This window comes from Sphaerisporangium sp. NBC_01403 (assembly GCF_045040145.1).
Taxonomy (GTDB): Bacteria; Actinomycetota; Actinomycetes; order Streptosporangiales; family Streptosporangiaceae; genus Sphaerisporangium; species Sphaerisporangium viridialbum.
Genome location: NZ_CP109534.1, coordinates 5,683,865 through 5,701,411, shown reverse-complemented (window position 1 = coordinate 5,701,411; position 17,547 = coordinate 5,683,865). Strand labels below are relative to the sequence as shown.

The window sequence follows — 17,547 nt, the reverse complement described above, 5'->3', positions numbered from 1 at the left end:
TCGGGTGGCTTTCTAGGGCTGGAAACCGGGATGTACGTCTTATGGGGATATGGCGTCAAGCGTCCTTTAAGTGTATTGCAAGTGGTTCATGGAAGTTTGTTGTCAGGCGCCCACCGGCTCGGGGCGCCGGTAAGGGGAGGGCCGGTGTACCGGGAGGGGTTCACGGCACACCGGCAGAGCTGGGGGGACGCGTGGCGGCCCTGGCCGGGAGACCGGCCGGGTCCGGCACGCCAAAAAGGGTGCCTCACCTGCGCTGGGCGGGTGAGGCACCCTTTTGACTTACGGGTCCCGATCAGCGGGTCACCGCGAGTCCGGTCTGACCGGGCTGGATCAACGGGTCACGCCGGGTTGGTTCGACCAGGAGCGATCGGGGCCGGGTGTGGTCGGATCGGGCTCGGCCGGGGCCGGGTCTGGTCGGATCGGGCTCGGCCGGGGCCGGGTCTGGTCGGATCGGGCTTGGTCAGGCGATGACGCTGGGGGCGACCGGGCCGTCGCCGCCCCAGACGCTCTCGTCCTCGGTCAGCCAGGTCGAACGCTCGCGTTCCTGGCTCCCCTCGTTGCCCTGCCCGCCCATGGGCATGAACGGCATGCCGCCCATTCCCGGCGTGCCGGCGGCACGCGTGGCCAGGGCCGGGGTCACACCGCCGGCACCGCCGCCGCCGTAGGAGGAACCGAGGCCGGAGCCGCCGGTGCCGGTGCCCGTCGCGCCCGTCCCGAGGCCCGCCGGGATGATCGGGCCCGACGAGTTCGGCGACGTGACGCCGTTGAGGTTCGGGGTGTTGAGACCCGTCGTGTTCGGCGTGTTGAGCCCGCTGGTGTTCGGGGTGTTGAGCCCGGTGGAGGGGTTGAGCCCCGCCAGGCCGGTGCTCCGGGGATCGTTCGGGTTCGGCCCGCCCGGAAGGCCCGTGCCGCCCGTGCCGCCCGAAGGGTTCGAGGGATCGTTGACGCCGCCACCTGGCACGCCGTTCCCCGGGACGCCGTTCGAGCCGTCGCCGGGCAGGCCCGTGCCGCCCGGCCCGGTGCCGCCCGATCCGGTGCCGCCCGATCCCGTGCCGCCCGATCCCGTGCCGCCGGTGCCGCCGCCCCCGGAGAGGTTCGACGGGATGTTCGGGTCGGACCCGGGCATTCCGGTGCCGCTCGGACCACCGCTCCCCGAGTAGTCAGAGGGGTTCAAGCCGGACGGACTGTAGCCGGATGAGCCGCGCGGCGTGTGGCCGCCGCCGTTGAGGCCCGAGGTGTCGAAGTTGGAGGTGTCGAGGTCGGGCTTCTCGGGAGGGGCCGGAGAGGGAAGGACCGTGGTGACGTCCAGCGGGAGCGTGTCGTAGACCGCGACGATGCGCTCGTTGAGGTTCTCGATGTGCTGGCGGGCCATTTCGTTCTCGGAGGCCGAGGTGGTCCTCCAGCCGGACAGCCATCCAGGCATGTCGTCATCGAACGTGTACGGGCCGCTTTCGGGCAGGTGGGCCTTGGCCTTCCTCAGCTCGTCGGCGTAGTCCTTGTGGGCCGCGCCCACCTGGCGGGCCCTGGCGGCGAGCTCCCTGGCCGAGGCGTGCAGTAGCTGGAGCGCCTGCTGGGCCTGCTGGGAGGACTTGTCCTTCCAATCTCCGGCCATCGTTCCGGCCAGCGATTCGAGAAGGTTGTAGGTGTCCTCCAGGTAGCCGGCCGCGGCGATGTAGGCGTCACCGGCGGTCGACAACGCCTCCGGATTGGTGTTCTGCAGCTTCGTTCGAACGCTTTCGACCCCGCCGTAGGTGCCGGTGTCCCCGCGCGGCGGAGCCGTCCCCGCCTTGATCGCCTGTATCTGGCTGATGCGCTCCATATCGACCCATCGTTGAACCGTTGATCGCTTCAGGTGGCTTTACTACTTTGGTCGGCCTTGCCCAGGTTGAGGAGGGCTGCCTTCGTCGTCGCGACCGCGGCCTCGTACTTGCCGATGAGTTCGGCGTAGCCCGTGTAGATCGCCGTGTGGCCCTTCGTCAGCACGCCGGCCAGCTCCTGGGCCGCGTCCCACTCGCCGCAGTCCTTGACCGCCACCTGCCCGTACGTCTTCAGGTGCTCAGCGGTGCCCGCCTCGATGCCCTTCAGGCGCGCGACGTCGTCCTCAAGTGCCTTGATCAGGTTCTTGACGGTCGAGTGGTAGACGTCGACGCCGTCCTTGACGTCGAGCCCCGGCCACTTCTCCTCGATGTGGAACCCGTTGTAGGCGAACCCGCTCCTGCCGTTGCCGCTCATGTCTGTCCCCTAAGCTCTCAGGCCGCCCTGCCGGCGCGTCGCGCTGCCAGGGCGGTCCGCTCGCCGTGAGCCCGCCGAGCCCTATCTGCCGTCGAACATGCTGACGTTGGCCTTCTCGGCGAGCGAGAAGTTCTCGTGGCCCTGCTCGATGACCGCGCCGAGCTGCTGCAGCAGGGCCGCCATCCGCGCGGAGGCCGCGTCCCACTTGCTCCTGGCCTGCCAGTACGCGGTGCGGGCGTCGCCGTCCCACTCGCCCAGCAGGCGGTCGAGGTCGGTCTCGAGCTGCTGGAGCGTGCCTTCCATGGCCTGCCACTGGCGGGCGAAGTCCTGGCGCCCGGTGGTCATGCTGCCGAAGTTGACGAGCGTGCGGTCGACGTCGTTGTTGATAGCCATGATGATTTCCGTTCGTCAGACGCGGGTCAGGTCAGGCGTTGATGTTCGCGCTGAGCCGGTTGGTGGCCTCGGTCTGCGCGTGCTCGGTCTCGCGGTACCGTCCTTCGACCGCGTGGAGCTTCCGCGCCAGGTCCTGCAGCTCCCCGAGCACGATGGAGAGCTCCTGGTTCCAGCGCCCGAAGGCGCCCGTTTCCGCGTCACCGAAGGCCATGCCGGAGGAGCCGCCCCAGCCCTGGCGAAGCTCTTCCGTGTGGCTGATGAGCTGGCTCTTGATGCTGCCGATGAGCACATGCGCCGTGTCGGTCTTCTTCGCCGCTTCGACGATCTGGGGAAGCTGTGCGGCGGTCTGCTGGGCCACGAAGTACCTCCTGAGATGCGGCCTGCACGCTCGCGGCGGCTCTCCATGCGACGCGCATCGTCGCCCCCGCGATGCTGATCAACCCCACATTAGGATCATTCGCAACACAGTGGACAGACGTCACATTGCGAGTCAGTAACGCTTTCGCGTCCCCCTCGTCGCTCACGCCGTCAGGGCTTGAGGACCTCCGCCTGGCTGACCGGCACGGGCACGCGAGCGGCCGCCGGGTCCAGGGGCGGGCCCTCCGGGATCAGGTGCAGCAGCTGGGCCGGCAGCGGGGCGACCTCGCTCTGCTCGTAGCCGAGCTTGGGCAGCAGATCGGCCGAGGCCAGGGCGAACCGCCGCCCCTGGTCGGTGACCAGCGAATAGTTCTGGACCGCGTCGAGCTGGCCCTCCCCGGGCAGCAGCCCCGCGAGCACCGCGCCGCCCGGAGGCAGCATCACCTGGTCGACGTGGTCCTGGTCGGAGGCGACGCCCTGCGGGACGGGGATCTGGACACGGCTGCCGATCGTCAGCCGCGCGCGGGTCGATCCCTTGGCCGTGTCGGGGTAGACGGCGCACAGCTGTGACGCGGGGTCGGGGCTGGTGACCTCGGGCATCGTCGAAGGCAGGCCGTCGGCGGCCAGTGACGTGCGCGACTGCGGGGCCGCGTTGGCACGGGCCGCGTCGAGCTCGATGGCGCGCACGGGGCTCCTGCCGTACGCGCCCTTGCTCGCCGGATCCTGCAGGAGCAGGGTGGCCTGCGTCTGGGTGATCGAGGCCAGGCCGTCGCGCAGCAGCACGTACCAGCGGGGGGCGCCGCCGGTCACCGCCGGCACGGTGTACACCCGGCCGACCGCGGAGGCGCGCCCGTCCGGCCCGTGCACCCTCCCGCCCAGGCCCGAGATGGCGGGACCCCGGAAATCGGGGCCGATGGGGAGGGCGTTGAGCCAGGTGGCGGGTACCTGGCGGGGCTGCTCGGCGGTCAGGGCGCGGACTCCGGCGTCCGACACCCGCAGGCGGCGGTCCGCGAGGATCACCCACGACTGCTGGCCGTCGTCGGCGATCATGGCGTCCCCGCCGAACGGCCTGCCGCCGACGTCCATGCCGCCGACCAGCGAGACGTACGGCCTGCGGGTGCCGCTCGGGTCCACGCTCTCGGCCACGCAGGCCGACCATGGGCCGTGGACGAGCTTCTCCGGCGCGGGCAGCGAGTTGGGCGCCCCCGGGATGCCCACCAGCGTGCCCCGGGTGAAGCCCGCCAGCGACGCCGACGACACCGTGCGCACCTTCACGTCCGCGCTGTCGAGCAGCAGCCTGGCCGAGGTGTAGTTGGCGACCGGGATGAGTTTGGCCTCCTGCCGGCTGTAGACGTAGGTCGCGCCGGTCTGCTCCTCGACGATCAGCGTGCCCGGCTCGGTGAGGGAGGTCGCGCCGCCCGGCTTGATCAGCCCCCAGACGCCGAAGCCCGCCACGACCAGCACCGCCACCAGCACGCCGCAGAACATGGCGACGTTGTGCCTGCGCATGGGGGACTCAGGGACGTCGGGCTCTCCCTGGAGCAGGGCCATGCCCAGGCGCTGCGTCATCAGCCGGTGCGCCTGGTAAAGATCTCGACGAGTCTGCATGCCACCTCAAGCGTTGCCTGGCGGGTCCTCGCGGACAGCATAGAAGCGTGCGGGGGGACGGGGATCAAGCCCGGCCTGAAGTGGGGGTTCGCCCCCGGACGCGACCGCGGGGCCGGCTCGGCGCCTTTCTGTACGGCCCGGCGGGGGCTGGGCTAGTCTGCATTTCCAGGGTTGATCACGTGCTGTCGGGTGCGAAGCGGGGGCGGGAGTGAGCGGGCAACTGGGCATAGAAGCGCTGCTGAACGGGTCGGTGACCTCCGCCTCATCGGGGACCTCCGCCTCCTCCGCCTCCTCCGCCTCCGAGGGCGGCGCCTCCGCGTCCGCCTCGGCCGGCACCGTCACGGGCGGGCCGTACGCGGTGCCCGACGGCGGGTCCGCGTCGCACGCCGTCGGCGCGAGCGCGTCCGGGCAGCCTTCGGCGGCGGACGGCCCGGTCGCCGCGGACCCGAGCCTCTCCGGCCCCGGCCATCCGTACGGTCAGGGGAACTCTGTCTCGACCGGTGACCCCGCGGGCGCCGATCCGCTGTACCAGGTGACGGGCCCGTCGTTCCCGGAGACGCGGGACACGACGTACCCCCAGGTGAGCAACCCCGCGGACCCGAACAACCCTGCCGACCCGAGCGGCCCCGTCGAGCCCAGCGGCCCCGCCGGTCCGGACGCCCGCGACCCGTCCGGCTCCACGCAGGGGGACCCGTACTCCCCGGACTCCGTCGATCCGAGCGGGCCGGCGGATCCGAACGGCCCGGTCTATCCCGTCGACCCGAACGGTCCCGGCCTGCCGGACTCCCAGCTCCCAGAGCCGCCCGACGCCAACGCCCCGGACACCCCCGAGGCCCCCGACCCGAACGCCCCTGACCCGAACGTCCCTGACCCGAACGTCCCGGATCCGAACGTGCCGGATCCGAACGTGCCGGATCCGAATGTTCCCGGCATCCCTGACCCGAGCGTTCCCGAGGTTCCGGATCCGTCGGTGCCCGGGGTTCCCGACCCGAACGCGCCCGGGCATCAGGACCCCGAGATCCCCAAGGTGCCCGATCCGAGCATCCCCGACCCGAACCTTCCCGGCCCGTCCGGTCCCTCGGGTGCGGGCTCGTCAAGTGACCCCGGTATCGGCGTGCCCCAGGCTCCGAGCGGGGGAGGCGGCGGCAGCGGCTTTCCCGACATTCCCACCGGGGGGACCGGCGGAGGCGGCGGCAAGAACGGCGGGACGGGCAAGGACGACGGCAAATCCGGCAAGGACGGCAAGGGCGACGGGAAGGACAAGGGCGACGGGAAAGCCGGCACCCGTGAGGTCAAGCACGAGGCCGTCATCGACCTCGGCGTCAAGATCTACAACGGGCCCGGCGCCAAGGCGGAGGCCGTCAAGAAGGAGCCGGGGAACAACCACATCGGCTTCCTCGACTGCGGTGCCGTGGGCATGCCGATCTCCGGCGCCCACGGTGGCGTGTGCGCCGGCTCCGGCAGCTACATCGAAGCGGTGCGCAAGCAGATGGAGATCTGGCGCGATGACCTGAAGCGTTCCGGCGAGAACTGGAAAGCCAGTCATGGTGACGTGCTGAAGAGCCTCGACGGGATCAAGTCGGAGATGAAGCCGTGAGCTACGAAGGCTGGGAGTACGGGTACGTCGCCGGGGTCCTTGGAGCCCTGGGGTACTGCGTTGTGAACCCCGTCAGAGGGCGCATGATCGGGCTGGCCATCGGGGGCATCGCCTCCAAGCCCGGCCCCCTGTCCAGGGCGGGGGACAAGTGGGGTGAGATCGCCAAGGCACTGGAAGGCGTGGGGGCCGACCTCCAGAAGCATGTGAGCGATGTGCCCGCGAAGGACTGGACCGCCCAGGACCAGGAGGCGTTCAAGGGGGCGGTCGAGATGATGGTCAAGAACATCGACGAGGGCAAGAACGTGCACGACGACTCGGGCAAGATCATGCACGGGATGGCCGAGCTTTCCTTCTGCGGCGCGGTGACGTCCGGTGCCGTGGGATCGCTTCTCATCGCTCTGACGATCTACACCATCGCGACACGTGGCATTCCGGTCGTCAACGTGGCGTCGCAGGCGACGTCGGAGGTCGCCGCCACGGGCGCGCAGGTGACCATAGGCGGCCTGGTGAAGAAGTACGGAATGGCGGCCGGTGCCGCGGCGACGGTGTTCACCATGGTCCAGGCCAAGCAGGGGGAGCTGGAGTCCAAGGTCACCGCCATGAGCGCGAACAAGGAGCAGGTGAAGCAGGCGCGCATCCCGCTCTCCAACATCTAGCGGCACTCCGAAGAGCCGTCCGCTGTGGCGCGAACCCGGCGGAGCGGAGACTCGAATCTCCGGCTCGGCGCCGGGTGGTGGATCAGGTGGGCGGGCGCCGTACAGGTATCGGGTCAGGACTGGAGGCGACGCCGGATCTGCTCCAGATCCGACATCACTTCCTCGAACGTGCGGTCGTAGGCGGCCTCGGCCTGCTTCACCTGCGCGAGGGCGGCGTCGGGATCCCTGAGCAGGTTCATGGGGTTGTCCGCGCCGAACATCTCTTCCATCAGCTCGTGCGTCTGCCGCTCCAGGTCCGCCGCGGACTCCCGGGCCACGCTCTTGATCAGATCGGCCAGGTCCGCGGACGCCAGGCGCATCGCGCGAGGGTTCAGCTCCAGCTCGTGCAGGCCCTGGGAGGTGTACCCGACGGTGACGAGCCCGTCCTTGTCCCTGGCGCGGCCGACCAGCTCGGCGGTGCGGCTCTGGAGCTCCTCCACCTGGGCAAGCTGTTTCTGTGCCGAGCCGAGCAGCTTCTCCACATCGATGCTCGCGAAGTCGCCGAACTCTGTCATGGCTTCTCAAACCCCCGTCATCACCGCCGGACAGCCGACACCGAGGAACCCTACAACCCCGGAAACCCCGGCAGTCACGGCGACACCGGGGTGAACACCGACCATCCTGCATCTTTCCGATCTTGTAGAAGACGATGAACAAAGGTGCCGGACAGGGCCATCGACCCTCGGGGACTGGTAGGACATCAGCGGGGAAATCGGATCATGGAGGGGATATGGGGCAGGACAAGTACGTCACCTCGGCGGCCATCGCGAGCATCATCAAGGAGATCAACGAGGACGTGCTGCCCGCCGTAAGGGAGTGGCGTGCCCTGGTGGACACCACCGTCGTGGGGTTTCCCGGGTGGGGGGCGATCGGCGAGGTGGCCATCGGCCTGCGTTATCGGCACATCCAGGACGACGTGCAGGGGAAGTTCGACGAGGCCATCTTCACCCTGTCCGACTTGACCGACCGGCTGGAGACCGCCCGGGTCAACTGGCGTACGGCCGAGGACCGGTCCGAGGTCGTCTACGTCTAGCGCCTCCGCCAGCGAGAGCACCTGCGACATAGGAGCCTGAAGCATGCCGGCCGTGCCGTACGGGCCTTCTCTGACGACCGCCGGGGGCAGCGCGGCATCGATCCTCAAGGCCATGTGGAGGGCCGCCACGCTGTCCCGCCCGTTGATCATCGGGATCGGGATCGCCACGACCGCCGTCGCGAACGTTCCCGGAATGGCGGACGCCTACAACAACTGGGAATCGCTCCACTCCCGCCTGGACACCGCGATCAAGAGCTTCGCCCGCAACCTCGGCGACAAGGGCAAGGACGGGTGGATCGCGGAGGACCACGACGCGTTCGTCGACGCCATCGAGCGCCTCCAGGAGGCGCTGGAGAGCCTCCGCGGATACATCAAGAACATCGCGGGCATCGTCGACGAGCTCGGCGACGCCTTCCGCGCCTACTGGCTGGCACTGGGCAGGGTCGTGGCCGTGCTGCTCGCCGCCCTGCCGCTCGCCGCCGCGATGCTGGCGACCCCGCTCGCGCCCTTCGGATACGCGCACCTGCAGGCGCTCGGCCTCATGGCCACCTCCGTGATCGCTCTCTCGACGAGCATGCTGGCGAACACCGTCGCCGCCGTGGCGGGCGGCATGTCGGTCTACTTCGCGGGCAAGGCGTTCGTCCAGATGTTCAACCTGCAGCCCACGGGTGCCGCCCGGATCGACTTCAAGCAGGCGATGATCGACACCAAGGGGCTGCCGTCGTTCCAGCCCCCTCCGCCGGCACCCCCTGGTGCGGTGGGGAACCTGCCGCCGCACGCCGGCTTCGACTGGAAGTCGCCCAAGCAGAACCTGCCAGAGAAGTACAAGCCGTGAACGTCCAGCGGAGGAGCGACGCCCGTGTTCGATCCTGAGAACTTCCGGCCGGAGGACTTCGACCGGATCGCCGAGGAGAGCAGGGAGGCGCTCGAGCGCCTCAGCGGTGTCTTCGACGGGCTCGGGGCGGTCACCGGCGAGGGGACGGCGGCCGGCGGGCTGGTCGGCGCGGTCGTGGACGGCGGCGGTCAGATCCGGGAGGTCACGCTCGACCCCCGGGTCATGCGGCTGGACAGCGCGTCCATCGCCGAGGCCGTGACCGAGGCCGTGCGGGCGGCGCAGCACGACGCCCGGCTGAAGAACGACGAGATGCTGCGCGACGCGATGGGCGGGGAGAGGCTCCCGACGGACCCGGAGGGCATCCGGTCGTGGCTGGACGACGCCGCCCGCGCGATGGGCGACCCCTGGTCCCGCGACGTGCGTTAGAGCGAGGGTCAGCCGTCCAGGAGGTTCTGCCGGGCGGCGAACAGGCCGGCCTGGAACCGGGTGTCCGCGCCGAGGTGGTCGCACAGGGTCCGCACCCGCCGCTGCACCGTGCGCAGGCTGATGTCGAGCTGCCGCGCGATCGCGTCGTCCTTCAGCCCGGCGGTCAGCAGCGCCAGCACGTCCGCGTCGAACCGGTCCAGCGCGGCCACCGGCGCCAGGGACGCCAGGGGTTCGCCGGGCGCGGGCGGGAGCGGCCCCACAGGCAGAGGGGTGGCGGCGCGCCACAGCACTTCGAACAGCCCGACCAGCGCGTCGAGGAGCGCGGAGGGGTGGACGACGAGCGCGCTCTCCACGGCACGGTCCTCCTCCGAGCCTAGCGGCAGGATCGCCGTGCGGCCGTCCGCCACGGCCAGCTTCATCGGGACGTGACCGACACGCGCCTGCTCGCCGTCGGCCACGGACCGGCGGGTGTGCTCGTACAGGCCCGGCTCCTCGAACGCGCGCGGGCCGTAGATCCCCCTGGTCCGCACACGGCTCCCCAGTGCCGGCGGCCTTTCGTCCTCGCCGAGGTCGAGGTCGACGGCGTAGGGGGGATGCACCAGCACGAGCATCTCCTCGGTCGCGTTGCGCTCGATCTGCAGGTAGCGCCTGGCCACGGCCGCCTGTCCGATGACGACCTCGACGAGCTCCTCGGGCTGCGGGCCGGGGCGGTCGGCGACCTCCGCCGCGAGGAGGGCGGAGGCCGCCCGGCTGTGCGCGATCTCCTCCTGGCGCCGCGCCGCCAGCGCGTCCACCGCGAGGTGCGGCGGCGTGGCGATCAGCCGCAGCGGCCGGCCGGCGAGGCGGGCGACCAGGCCGAGGTCCTCCAGCCGTGGCAGCATCCGGCGCAGCCCGGCCACCGAGGCCTCGGCCTCGGACGCGAGCTCGGTGAGGGTGGCGGGGCCGTGCCGCAGCAGTGCGCGGTACGCCCCCTCCTCGGCGCCGGTGACGCCGAGGCCTTCCAGCAGCCGCCTGCCCGCGATGTCGGCCACGGCCCTGGGGGCTTGCTTTCCGCCTGTGTCGACCACGAACCAAACGGTAGGCGGGTTCTGTCACATCCGTATGGCGGGTTTGCGACAAGTCGTTATCTAGCCGGTGATAAAGCATGGACACCTCCTGAGCCCGGCCGTTAGGAATTCGGTTGATCTGCTTACCGAATTCCGGAGGTCCGTTGATGCGACGATGGGTAACGGCGACCGTCGCCGTAGCGGCGGCATGCGGTGCCGCGCTGGGAGCTCCCGCATCGGCGGGGATGCCCAGCGCCCATGCCGAAAACGTTTCCAGCGGCCCGGAGGCCGCCAAGGCACAGCCCGGCGCGCTCACCGCCGCTCCGGGCTCCTTCGACGTCACGCTGGTGACCGGGGACCTCGTCCACGTCACCGTCCTCGGCGACGGGCACAGGACGGCCACGGTCAGCCCCGCGCCCCGAGCGGACGGGCGCACGCCGAGCTTCCAGCTTCAGGAGAGCGGGGGCGAGCTGAGCGTCATCCCCGAGGACGTCATCGGCCTGGTCCCGCGCCGCCTGGACCCCGAGCTGTTCAACCTGACCACGCTGATCGACGAGGGGGTGGCCGACTCCGCCAGTGGGACGGTTCCGCTGATCCTCACCTACACCGGCCAGGCGGCCAAGGCCGTCGCGCCGCCCGCGATCCCCGCGACCAAGGTGACGCGCCGCCTGGAGAGCATCGGCGGCGCCGGGGTGTCGGCCGACAAGAAGCGGGCCGCCGAGCTGGGCGGCGCGCTGGCGGAGCTCGCCCGGGCCGAGAGCGGTACGGAGACCCCGAAGGCGGCCGGCCCGCTGGCGGGCATCGACAAGATCTGGCTGGACCGCCGCGTGAAGGCGGTCCTCGACCACAGCGTCCCGCAGATCTCCGCGCCCGCCGCCTGGACGGCCGGGTACGACGGGTCCGGAACGACCGTGGCCGTGCTCGACACCGGCATCGACTCCGGCCACCCTGACCTGGCCGGAAAGGTCGCCGACGCGCGGGACTTCACCGGCACGGACGGCCCGGGCGACCGCCACGGGCACGGCACGCACGTCGCCGACACCATCGCCGGCAGCGGCGCGGCCTCCGGCGGGCGGCTGAAGGGCGTGGCGCCCGGCGCGACGCTGCTGAACGGCAGGGTGCTGGGCGAGGACGGCTCCGGCAGCCTGTCCGGGATCATCGACGGCATGGAGTGGGCGGTCGCCGAGAAGCACGCCGACATCGTCAACATGAGCCTCGGCAGCCCCGCGCCCGGCGGGCCGCTCACCGAGGCGGTGAACGAGCTGTCACGGGAGTACGGCTCGCTCTTCGTGGTGGCGGCGGGCAACAACGGCTGCGACAGGTGCGTCGGCACCCCCGCGGACGCCGCCTCGGCGCTGACCGTGGGCGCCGTCGACGGCGCCGACAAGCTGGCCGTCTTCTCCAGCAGGGGCCCCATCGCGCGCGACTCCTCGGTCAAGCCCGACCTCACCGCGCCAGGCGTGGGCATCGTGGCGGCCAAGGCGGCCGGCACCTCCCTCGGCGAGCCGGTCGACGCCTCCTACACCAGGCTCTCCGGCACGTCCATGGCCACCCCGCACGTGGCGGGGGCCGCCGCGCTGCTCAGGCAGGCCCGGTCCGGCATCCGCGGGGGCGAGCTGAAGGCCCTGCTGATGAGCACGGCCGAGCACCAGGACGGCAACACGGTCGACGAGCAGGGCACCGGACGGGTGGACGTCGCCGGGGCGCTCGCCGGCCAGGTCGTGGCCTCCGGGGGCGCGCTCGACTTCGGCCGCGTCATCAAGGGCAGTGCCCGGGTGACCCGGACGCTGACCTACCGCAACCTCACCACCGCGCCCGTACAGCTCGCGCTCAAGAGCACCGGGACGTTCACCGTGTCACCGGAGACGGTCACCGTCCCGGCAGCGGGGACGGCGGAGGTCACCGTCGCCCTCGACCCCGCCGGGGCGCCCATGCGCTCGCTGCGCGAGGAGCTCTCCGCGACCGCTCCGCAGGGCGGCAAGGTGCGGGCGCTGCTCACCGGCGAGGTGGAGGAAGCCCGCGTGGAGCTCAGGGTCAGGGGCATCGGCAGGGACGGCCGCCCGGCGCGCGGCCGCTTCACCGTGCTCGACCTGGACAGGGGCGTCGTCGTCGGCCGCATGCTCCCGGGGGACGCCACCGCGCCGTGCACGGAGGAGCCGTACGGGGACGGGACATGCCTGCTCGTACGGCCGGGCACCTACTCGGTCCTCGGCCACGTTCTCACGATGCCCGCGTGGGCCGGGAGCATGGCCGACGGGACGCCGCTGAACGAGAGCCTCACGGGCGATCCGGAGACGCGGATCAGCGGGAACACCGAGGTGGTGCTGGACGCGCGCAAGGCCGTCGAGGTCAGGACCGAGACCCCCGACCACAGGACCAAGCGCAACCTGGGGGCCGCCGCGCAGCTCATCTGGTACCGGTCGGGGAATCAGGGGGACACCCCGCTTCGCAGCGGCACGTACGTCACCCCGGGCTCGCAGATCGAGGAGCGGCTCTTCGTGCAGCCGACCGCGAAGGTGACCAAGGGCTTCTTCTCCGTCTCCACCCGCTGGCGCCTGGAGGCCCCGGCCATCACGATGAAGGCCCTCGGCGTCGAGCTGAACCCGGACTACTACGACCCGGTGTGGTTCAGCGACTACTCCACCGAGTTCCCCAGGCTGGACGGGACCGAGCTCCTGCTGACGGCCGACGCCGGGCAGGGCAGGCCCGAGGACCTCAAGGGCAGGAACCTGCGCGGCAGGCTGGCCCTGGTCCGGCGCAGCGACGCGATCACGGTCGCGGACCAGTCCAACAACGCGGCGGCCGCCGGGGCCAAGATGGTGGCGATCTACAACGACCGCCCCGGCGTGGACCCCTCCCCGGGCGGGTGGGGCACCAAGCTCACCGTCCCGACCGTGCGGCTGTCGCAGGAGGAGGGGCGCGAGCTCCTCTCGGCGCTGGGCCGCATCCCCGTGCCGGTGCTCGCGACCGGCGTCGCGGCCAGCCCCTACCAGTACGACCTGCTCCTGCGCGAGCAGGGCCGGGTGCCGGCCGACCTCCGGTACGTCGTGCGCGACAAGTCGCTGGCCAGGGAGGACGCAGACTTCCACACCCAGCTCGCCGGCGACGTGGCCGGGAACGAGGCGAGGTACGCCTTCGAGCCCTCGGACACCTACTCGATGACCGTCAACCGGCCGGTGCCGCACCTGCCCCGCACCCGGGTCACCTACACCACCACGGACCCGGACGTGCGGTGGAACAACGGCGCGACCATTCCCGAGATGCCGTACAACCACATGTGGCCTCGTCCGGAGACGCCGCGTCTGGCGCTCAACGACCCCGAGTACCACGTCTACAAGCCGGGCCAGAAGACCCGCATGGAATGGTTCAAGCAGCCGCTGACCCCGGGCGTCAACCCGCTCAACCCCGTGCGCAGGGAGGGCGACCTGCTGCGCGTCTCCATGCAGGGTTTCGTGGACGCGGCAGGGAACTTCGGCCCCGCGTACTCGAGCGACTTCGAGCAGGGCCTGCGCACCGACTTCGTGCTGTACCAGGGCGACAAGGAGCTCGCGCGAACGGAGCACCTGCCCTCCGGGACCGTCGCCCTCCCTGTGGAGAAGTCCGGTTACCGCATCGAGTTCGACGTCGAGAACCAGGCCGTCTGGGCCAAGCTGTCCACGAAGACCAGCTCGGTATGGACGTTCACCTCGGAGCGACCGGCGGAGGGCGCGAAGACCGTGGTCCCGCTGCTGCTCGCAGACTACGACATCGCGGTGGACGAGGAGAACCGGGGTGACCCGTCGTCCCTCGGCCTGAGGCTCTACCACCAGCAGGGCGCGGCGGAGATCGCCGTCAAGGACGTCTCGCTGGAGGTGTCCTACGACGACGGCGCGACCTGGCGTCCGGTACGCCGCCTGACCTCCGCGGGGGCCGGCTCGTACAAGGCGCAGCTCGACCGGTCGCTGGGAGGCAAGGGCTTCGTCTCGCTCCGGCTGAACGCCTCGGACAAGCAGGGCAACACCCTCCGGCAGGAGGTGATCCGCGCCTACTCCACCCGCTGACCCCGCACGCGGCCGAGGGGCACCCGGACGGCACGCCCGGGTGCCCCTCGGCACGTCGGTCAGATTTTCACTGTGATCCTGGCGTCTTCGTGCCGAGAGGCAGGCCGATGACCAGGGTCAGACCCAGATTGGTGGCGAGCTGGCGCAGCAGGGTCGGGTCACCGGTGACCGGTGCCGTGTCCAGCCGGGAGACCACCGACACGCCCCGCCGGAGAGCCTCCGCCGAGGTGATGGCGATCGCGTCGCGGGCGAAGTCGGCCAGGTCGACGGCCGAGGTGGTGCGGATGCCGTGCTCGGCTCGGGCGAGGTCGAGCAGCGCGCCGACGATCTGCTCGCTACGGGCCGCGTGGTGTCCCGGAAGCGGGACGGGCTCCAAACGCTGTTCGAATGCCGGACCTGGCGAAATGAGCGTTGTCCGAGGTCCGGACCTGGTGAAGCACCAGGACAGAAGGAGTATCCAATGCAGATACCACGAAAGATGGCCATCGTGATCGGCGCCGCGGCTCTGGTCGTGGGCGGAGTGACCGCCGCGGGCGTGGCCTACGCATCCCAGGACGCCGGCGGCTGCGTGGCGGCCGGTCCGCTGACCAAGGCGGTCGGGCCGGCCGGCGCCACCGCGATCGGCGACGAGCGGCAGGCCCGCGGACGGGCCGTTGTGCGTCCCGGGCGTGCCGGCGACCCCCGCTTCCAGGTAGGCGATCTGGGCCGGGGCGCCGGGGACCTCGCGGGGTCCCCGGCGCCGCTGCCCGTCCTGGCGCGGCGACCTGCGGGCGATCCGGCTCAGCGGCCGGCGAGGGACTTCAGGACCGCCTCGGCCGTGGCGGTGCTGGACTGCGGGTTCTGACCGGTGATCAGATTGCCGTCCTCGACGACCGTGTTGCTCCACGCGGCACCGGTCTTGACCACGGCGCCTCGTTCGCGAAGCCGGCTCTCCACGAAGAAGGGGGTGTTGTCGCCCAGCCCACCCTGCCGCTCCTCCTCGTCGGTGAAGGACGTGAGGGTGCGGCCGGCGAAGGTGAAGCCGCCGTCCTGCCCGCCGGCGCTCAGCAGCGCGCCGACGCCGTGGCACAGGGCGGCCACGATCTTGCCCTGGGCGTCGGCCTCGTTCAGGAGCCGGCCGAGGTCGGCGTCCTGCGCGAGGTCCGCCATGGGGGCGTGGCCGCCGGGGAGGTAGATCGCGTCGTAGTCACTCGCCCGCACGCCGGCCAGGGAGAGCGGAGCGGAGAGCTGTTCGGCGATGCCGTCGAGGTACGCGCGGAACTCCTGGGCGTCGGCTTCCGGCACACCGCCGCGCTCGTCGAGGCTGAGCGCGTCGACCGTCGGCCGTACGGCGCCGGGTGTGGCGATGTCCACCTCGGCGCCGGCCGCGCGAAGCACCTTGTGGGAGGCGGCGACCTCCTCCGCCCAGTAACCGGTGGGGTGGGCGGATCCGTCGGCCAGCTTCAAGCTGTCCGCACCGGAGATGACCATCAGAATCTTCGACATGGGGATGCCTGCTCTTCTCGCTTGAGTAGGCCCGCAGCTGGACGCTGCCGGCGTATGGCACAACACCGGCTTCCATCACGGATCATCCGCGAGAATTTCGTCTACCATAAGAATAGTTATGATGGGCGGCGTGCTGCCGATGAGAGCGCCCGATCGCGGTCGCGTGCCGAACCTCGACCTGTTGTCGACGTTCCTGGAGATCTACCGGGCCGGCTCGCTGTCCGCGGCGGCTCAGCGTCTCGGCGTGACCCAGCCCGCGGTCACCGGTCAGCTCGCGCGCCTTGAGGAGCAGGTCGGCGAGCCCCTGTTCGTGCGCTCCCGCAGGGGTGTCACACCGACGCAGCGGGCGGCCGCACTGGCCTCTCGCGTAGGCCTCCACGTGGACGAGCTTCGCAGCGCCCTCGGCCCCGCCGACGCCGAGTCGGCGCTGCGGGGCACCGTGCGGATCGGGGGAGCGGCCGAGATGATGAGCATGCGGGTGCTTCCCGCGCTGGCTCCGCTGACCCGCCGGGGCCTGTGCGTCCAGGCGACGCTCGGGCTGGCCGACGACCTGCTGTCCTCGCTGGTCTCCGGCCGGCTCGACCTCGTCGTCTCGGCGGTACGCCCCGCGCATGAGGCGGTGCCGGCGGTGCCGCTGGTCGACGAGGAGTTCCTCCTCGTCGCGCCGCCCGCGGTGGCTCACACCGTGGACGCCGAGCGGCTACGGGCCGACCCGGTGGAGGCGCTGGCGCATCTGCCGCTGGTCGCCTACGCCGAAGAACTGCCCATCGTGCGCCGCTACTGGCGCACCGAGTTCGGGCGGCGCCCGCCCAACCCGGTCGCGATGATCGTGTCCGATCTGCGCGCCGTCCTGGCGGCGGTCGCCGCGGGTGCCGGGATCTCGGTCCTGCCGCGCTACATCGCCGCCCCCGCGCTCGCCGCGGGAGACGTCGTGCAGCTGCACCAGCCCGAGGTGGCGCCGCTGAACACGATCTATCTGGCCGTCAGGCGAGGCGCCCCCGCCAACCCCGCCCTCACCGTGCTGCGCGACCATCTCCGGCAGGCCGCCCGCGAGTGGAACGGCCTGTGAACGGCCGCCACGCCAGCCGGGGCCGCCCCACACGATGCGGCGCGCGGGGAGGGGTTCCTCAGAGGTCAGGTGTCCACCAAACCGGGGCAAGTCCACTACCGCGGGTGCGTCGATCCACGGACGCCGAGGCGGTAACGGACCGCCTCTGCTGCTCCTGCACGGTATTCCGGAAACGCATCTGATGTGGCATCGGGTAGCACCCCACCTCGCCGAGCGCTACACCGTCGTCGCCACCGATTTGCGTGGGTACGGCGACAGCGGCAAGCCGCCCAGTACCGCCGATCATGAGCCCTACAGCATGCGCGCGATCGGCCGTGATCAGCTCGGGGTCATGCGACATCTGGGCTACGACCAGTTCAGCATCGTGGGACACGATCGCTGGGCGCGCTGCGCCTACCGTCTCGGCAGGACGAGGCGGATCGCGAGAACCGGAAGATCTCCTGCCCCGTACTCTTCCTCTGGAGCCAGCGCGGTTCGGTCGCGAAACTTTACGATGATCCGCTCGCGATATGGCGGGAGTGGGCCGATGACGTTCGCGGCGGCCCGGTACCGGTCGGTCACTTCATTCCAGAAGAGGCACCCGAGGAGACCACACGCCAACTGCTGAATTTTCTGCAGTAGTGCAGGTGCGGTGGCACCCGCACAACGGGCGCCGTCCTCCGCCGTAACGAACCGCTGCGCGGATCGGCCTGGCCGATACGGACCACCGCCCTGGGCCTGGCCACGATCGC

18 protein-coding genes are annotated in these 17,547 nt (G+C 71.1%); 9 read left to right on the top strand and 9 right to left on the bottom strand.

Features of this window, described 5'->3' with window-relative positions:
* Positions 1-460 precede the first annotated feature (460 nt).
* The 5 genes from OG589_RS25395 to eccB all read right to left on the bottom strand — a co-directional run bounded on the left by OG589_RS25395 (position 461) and on the right by eccB (position 4,590).
* The gene (locus OG589_RS25395) at positions 461-1,819 is read right to left on the bottom strand and encodes a WXG100 family type VII secretion target (RefSeq protein WP_405140205.1); all 1,359 of its coding nucleotides are present in this window, start codon (positions 1,817-1,819) and stop codon (positions 461-463) included.
* Positions 1,820-1,848: 29 nt separating this feature from the next.
* Positions 1,849-2,232: a hypothetical protein gene (locus OG589_RS25390; RefSeq protein WP_405140203.1), complete on the bottom strand. Its 384-nt coding sequence runs from the start codon at positions 2,230-2,232 to the stop codon at positions 1,849-1,851.
* A gap of 81 nt (positions 2,233-2,313) precedes the next feature.
* Positions 2,314-2,625, bottom strand: coding sequence for a WXG100 family type VII secretion target (locus tag OG589_RS25385; RefSeq protein ID WP_405140201.1), 312 nt, complete (start codon positions 2,623-2,625; stop codon positions 2,314-2,316).
* A gap of 31 nt (positions 2,626-2,656) precedes the next feature.
* Positions 2,657-2,983 carry a WXG100 family type VII secretion target gene (locus OG589_RS25380; RefSeq protein ID WP_405140199.1) on the bottom strand — a complete coding sequence of 109 codons (327 nt, stop codon included), beginning with the start codon at positions 2,981-2,983 and terminating at the stop codon, positions 2,657-2,659.
* A 170-nt stretch (positions 2,984-3,153) separates the two neighbouring features.
* Positions 3,154-4,590 (bottom strand): type VII secretion protein EccB, encoded by a 1,437-nt coding sequence (eccB, locus tag OG589_RS25375; protein ID WP_405140197.1) that lies wholly within the window; start codon positions 4,588-4,590, stop codon positions 3,154-3,156.
* 208 nt (positions 4,591-4,798) lie between these two features.
* On the opposite strand from eccB, the gene OG589_RS25370 reads away from it, so the two are divergent.
* A complete protein-coding gene (locus OG589_RS25370) occupies positions 4,799-6,187 on the top strand; it encodes a hypothetical protein (RefSeq protein WP_405140195.1) in 1,389 nt (462 codons plus the stop codon).
* Entirely contained in the window at positions 6,184-6,843 is a 660-nt protein-coding gene (locus OG589_RS25365; protein WP_405140193.1) for a hypothetical protein, read from the top strand. Before OG589_RS25370 ends, OG589_RS25365 begins: the two co-directional genes overlap by 4 nt.
* Positions 6,844-6,956: 113 nt before the next feature.
* Here OG589_RS25365 and OG589_RS25360 read toward each other — a convergent pair whose 3' ends face one another.
* A complete protein-coding gene (locus OG589_RS25360) occupies positions 6,957-7,397 on the bottom strand; it encodes a YbaB/EbfC family nucleoid-associated protein (protein ID WP_405140191.1) in 441 nt (146 codons plus the stop codon).
* Between the two features lie 215 nt (positions 7,398-7,612).
* On the opposite strand from OG589_RS25360, the gene OG589_RS25355 reads away from it, so the two are divergent.
* The 3 genes from OG589_RS25355 to OG589_RS25345 are packed head-to-tail and all read left to right on the top strand — an operon-like array spanning position 7,613 to position 9,176.
* The gene (locus tag OG589_RS25355) at positions 7,613-7,915 is read left to right on the top strand and encodes a hypothetical protein (protein ID WP_405140189.1); all 303 of its coding nucleotides are present in this window, start codon (positions 7,613-7,615) and stop codon (positions 7,913-7,915) included.
* 43 nt (positions 7,916-7,958) lie between these two features.
* Positions 7,959-8,750 carry a hypothetical protein gene (locus OG589_RS25350; RefSeq protein WP_405140188.1) on the top strand — a complete coding sequence of 264 codons (792 nt, stop codon included), beginning with the start codon at positions 7,959-7,961 and terminating at the stop codon, positions 8,748-8,750.
* A gap of 24 nt (positions 8,751-8,774) precedes the next feature.
* Positions 8,775-9,176: a YbaB/EbfC family nucleoid-associated protein gene (locus OG589_RS25345; protein ID WP_405140186.1), complete on the top strand. Its 402-nt coding sequence runs from the start codon at positions 8,775-8,777 to the stop codon at positions 9,174-9,176.
* 8 nt (positions 9,177-9,184) lie between these two features.
* Here OG589_RS25345 and OG589_RS25340 read toward each other — a convergent pair whose 3' ends face one another.
* On the bottom strand, positions 9,185-10,243 hold the full coding sequence (locus OG589_RS25340) for a helix-turn-helix domain-containing protein (RefSeq protein WP_405140184.1): 1,059 nt from the start codon (positions 10,241-10,243) through the stop codon (positions 9,185-9,187).
* Between the two features lie 146 nt (positions 10,244-10,389).
* Between OG589_RS25340 and OG589_RS25335 the strand changes: the two genes are divergently transcribed.
* The gene (locus OG589_RS25335) at positions 10,390-14,262 is read left to right on the top strand and encodes a S8 family peptidase (protein ID WP_405140182.1); all 3,873 of its coding nucleotides are present in this window, start codon (positions 10,390-10,392) and stop codon (positions 14,260-14,262) included.
* 67 nt (positions 14,263-14,329) lie between these two features.
* Here OG589_RS25335 and OG589_RS25330 read toward each other — a convergent pair whose 3' ends face one another.
* Complete coding sequence (locus tag OG589_RS25330; protein ID WP_405140180.1) at positions 14,330-14,638, bottom strand: hypothetical protein; 309 nt, start codon at positions 14,636-14,638, stop codon at positions 14,330-14,332.
* 84 nt (positions 14,639-14,722) lie between these two features.
* Between OG589_RS25330 and OG589_RS25325 the strand changes: the two genes are divergently transcribed.
* Complete coding sequence (locus tag OG589_RS25325) at positions 14,723-15,106, top strand: hypothetical protein (protein WP_405140178.1); 384 nt, start codon at positions 14,723-14,725, stop codon at positions 15,104-15,106.
* Here OG589_RS25325 and OG589_RS25320 read toward each other — a convergent pair.
* A complete protein-coding gene (locus tag OG589_RS25320) occupies positions 15,043-15,747 on the bottom strand; it encodes a type 1 glutamine amidotransferase domain-containing protein (RefSeq protein WP_405140176.1) in 705 nt (234 codons plus the stop codon). The two genes, OG589_RS25325 and OG589_RS25320, sit on opposite strands and share 64 nt — an antisense overlap.
* Positions 15,748-15,886: 139 nt before the next feature.
* Here OG589_RS25320 and OG589_RS25315 point away from each other — a divergent pair, with 139 nt between their 5' ends.
* Together OG589_RS25315 and OG589_RS25310 are read left to right on the top strand one after the other, a co-directional pair.
* Positions 15,887-16,816 carry a LysR family transcriptional regulator gene (locus OG589_RS25315; RefSeq protein ID WP_405152121.1) on the top strand — a complete coding sequence of 310 codons (930 nt, stop codon included), beginning with the start codon at positions 15,887-15,889 and terminating at the stop codon, positions 16,814-16,816.
* A 34-nt stretch (positions 16,817-16,850) separates the two neighbouring features.
* Positions 16,851-17,423, top strand: a complete 573-nt coding sequence (locus OG589_RS25310; RefSeq protein WP_405140174.1) for an alpha/beta fold hydrolase — start codon at positions 16,851-16,853, stop codon at positions 17,421-17,423.
* Positions 17,424-17,547 lie beyond the last annotated feature (124 nt).

What these genes read in the sequence shown, in the direction of transcription:
- eccB (WP_405140197.1), bottom strand. Translation starts at nt 4,590, where the DNA reads ATGCAGACTCGTCGAGATCTTTACCAGGCGCACCGGCTGATGACGCAG.
- OG589_RS25385 (WP_405140201.1), bottom strand. Translation starts at nt 2,625, where the DNA reads ATGGCTATCAACAACGACGTCGACCGCACGCTCGTCAACTTCGGCAGC.
- OG589_RS25310 (WP_405140174.1), top strand. Translation starts at nt 16,851, where the DNA reads ATGCGGCGCGCGGGGAGGGGTTCCTCAGAGGTCAGGTGTCCACCAAAC.
- OG589_RS25355 (WP_405140189.1), top strand. Translation starts at nt 7,613, where the DNA reads ATGGGGCAGGACAAGTACGTCACCTCGGCGGCCATCGCGAGCATCATC.
- OG589_RS25350 (WP_405140188.1), top strand. Translation starts at nt 7,959, where the DNA reads ATGCCGGCCGTGCCGTACGGGCCTTCTCTGACGACCGCCGGGGGCAGC.
- OG589_RS25325 (WP_405140178.1), top strand. Translation starts at nt 14,723, where the DNA reads ATGCAGATACCACGAAAGATGGCCATCGTGATCGGCGCCGCGGCTCTG.
- OG589_RS25390 (WP_405140203.1), bottom strand. Translation starts at nt 2,232, where the DNA reads ATGAGCGGCAACGGCAGGAGCGGGTTCGCCTACAACGGGTTCCACATC.
- OG589_RS25320 (WP_405140176.1), bottom strand. Translation starts at nt 15,747, where the DNA reads ATGTCGAAGATTCTGATGGTCATCTCCGGTGCGGACAGCTTGAAGCTG.
- OG589_RS25335 (WP_405140182.1), top strand. Translation starts at nt 10,390, where the DNA reads ATGCGACGATGGGTAACGGCGACCGTCGCCGTAGCGGCGGCATGCGGT.
- OG589_RS25315 (WP_405152121.1), top strand. Translation starts at nt 15,887, where the DNA reads ATGAGAGCGCCCGATCGCGGTCGCGTGCCGAACCTCGACCTGTTGTCG.
- OG589_RS25360 (WP_405140191.1), bottom strand. Translation starts at nt 7,397, where the DNA reads ATGACAGAGTTCGGCGACTTCGCGAGCATCGATGTGGAGAAGCTGCTC.
- OG589_RS25395 (WP_405140205.1), bottom strand. Translation starts at nt 1,819, where the DNA reads ATGGAGCGCATCAGCCAGATACAGGCGATCAAGGCGGGGACGGCTCCG.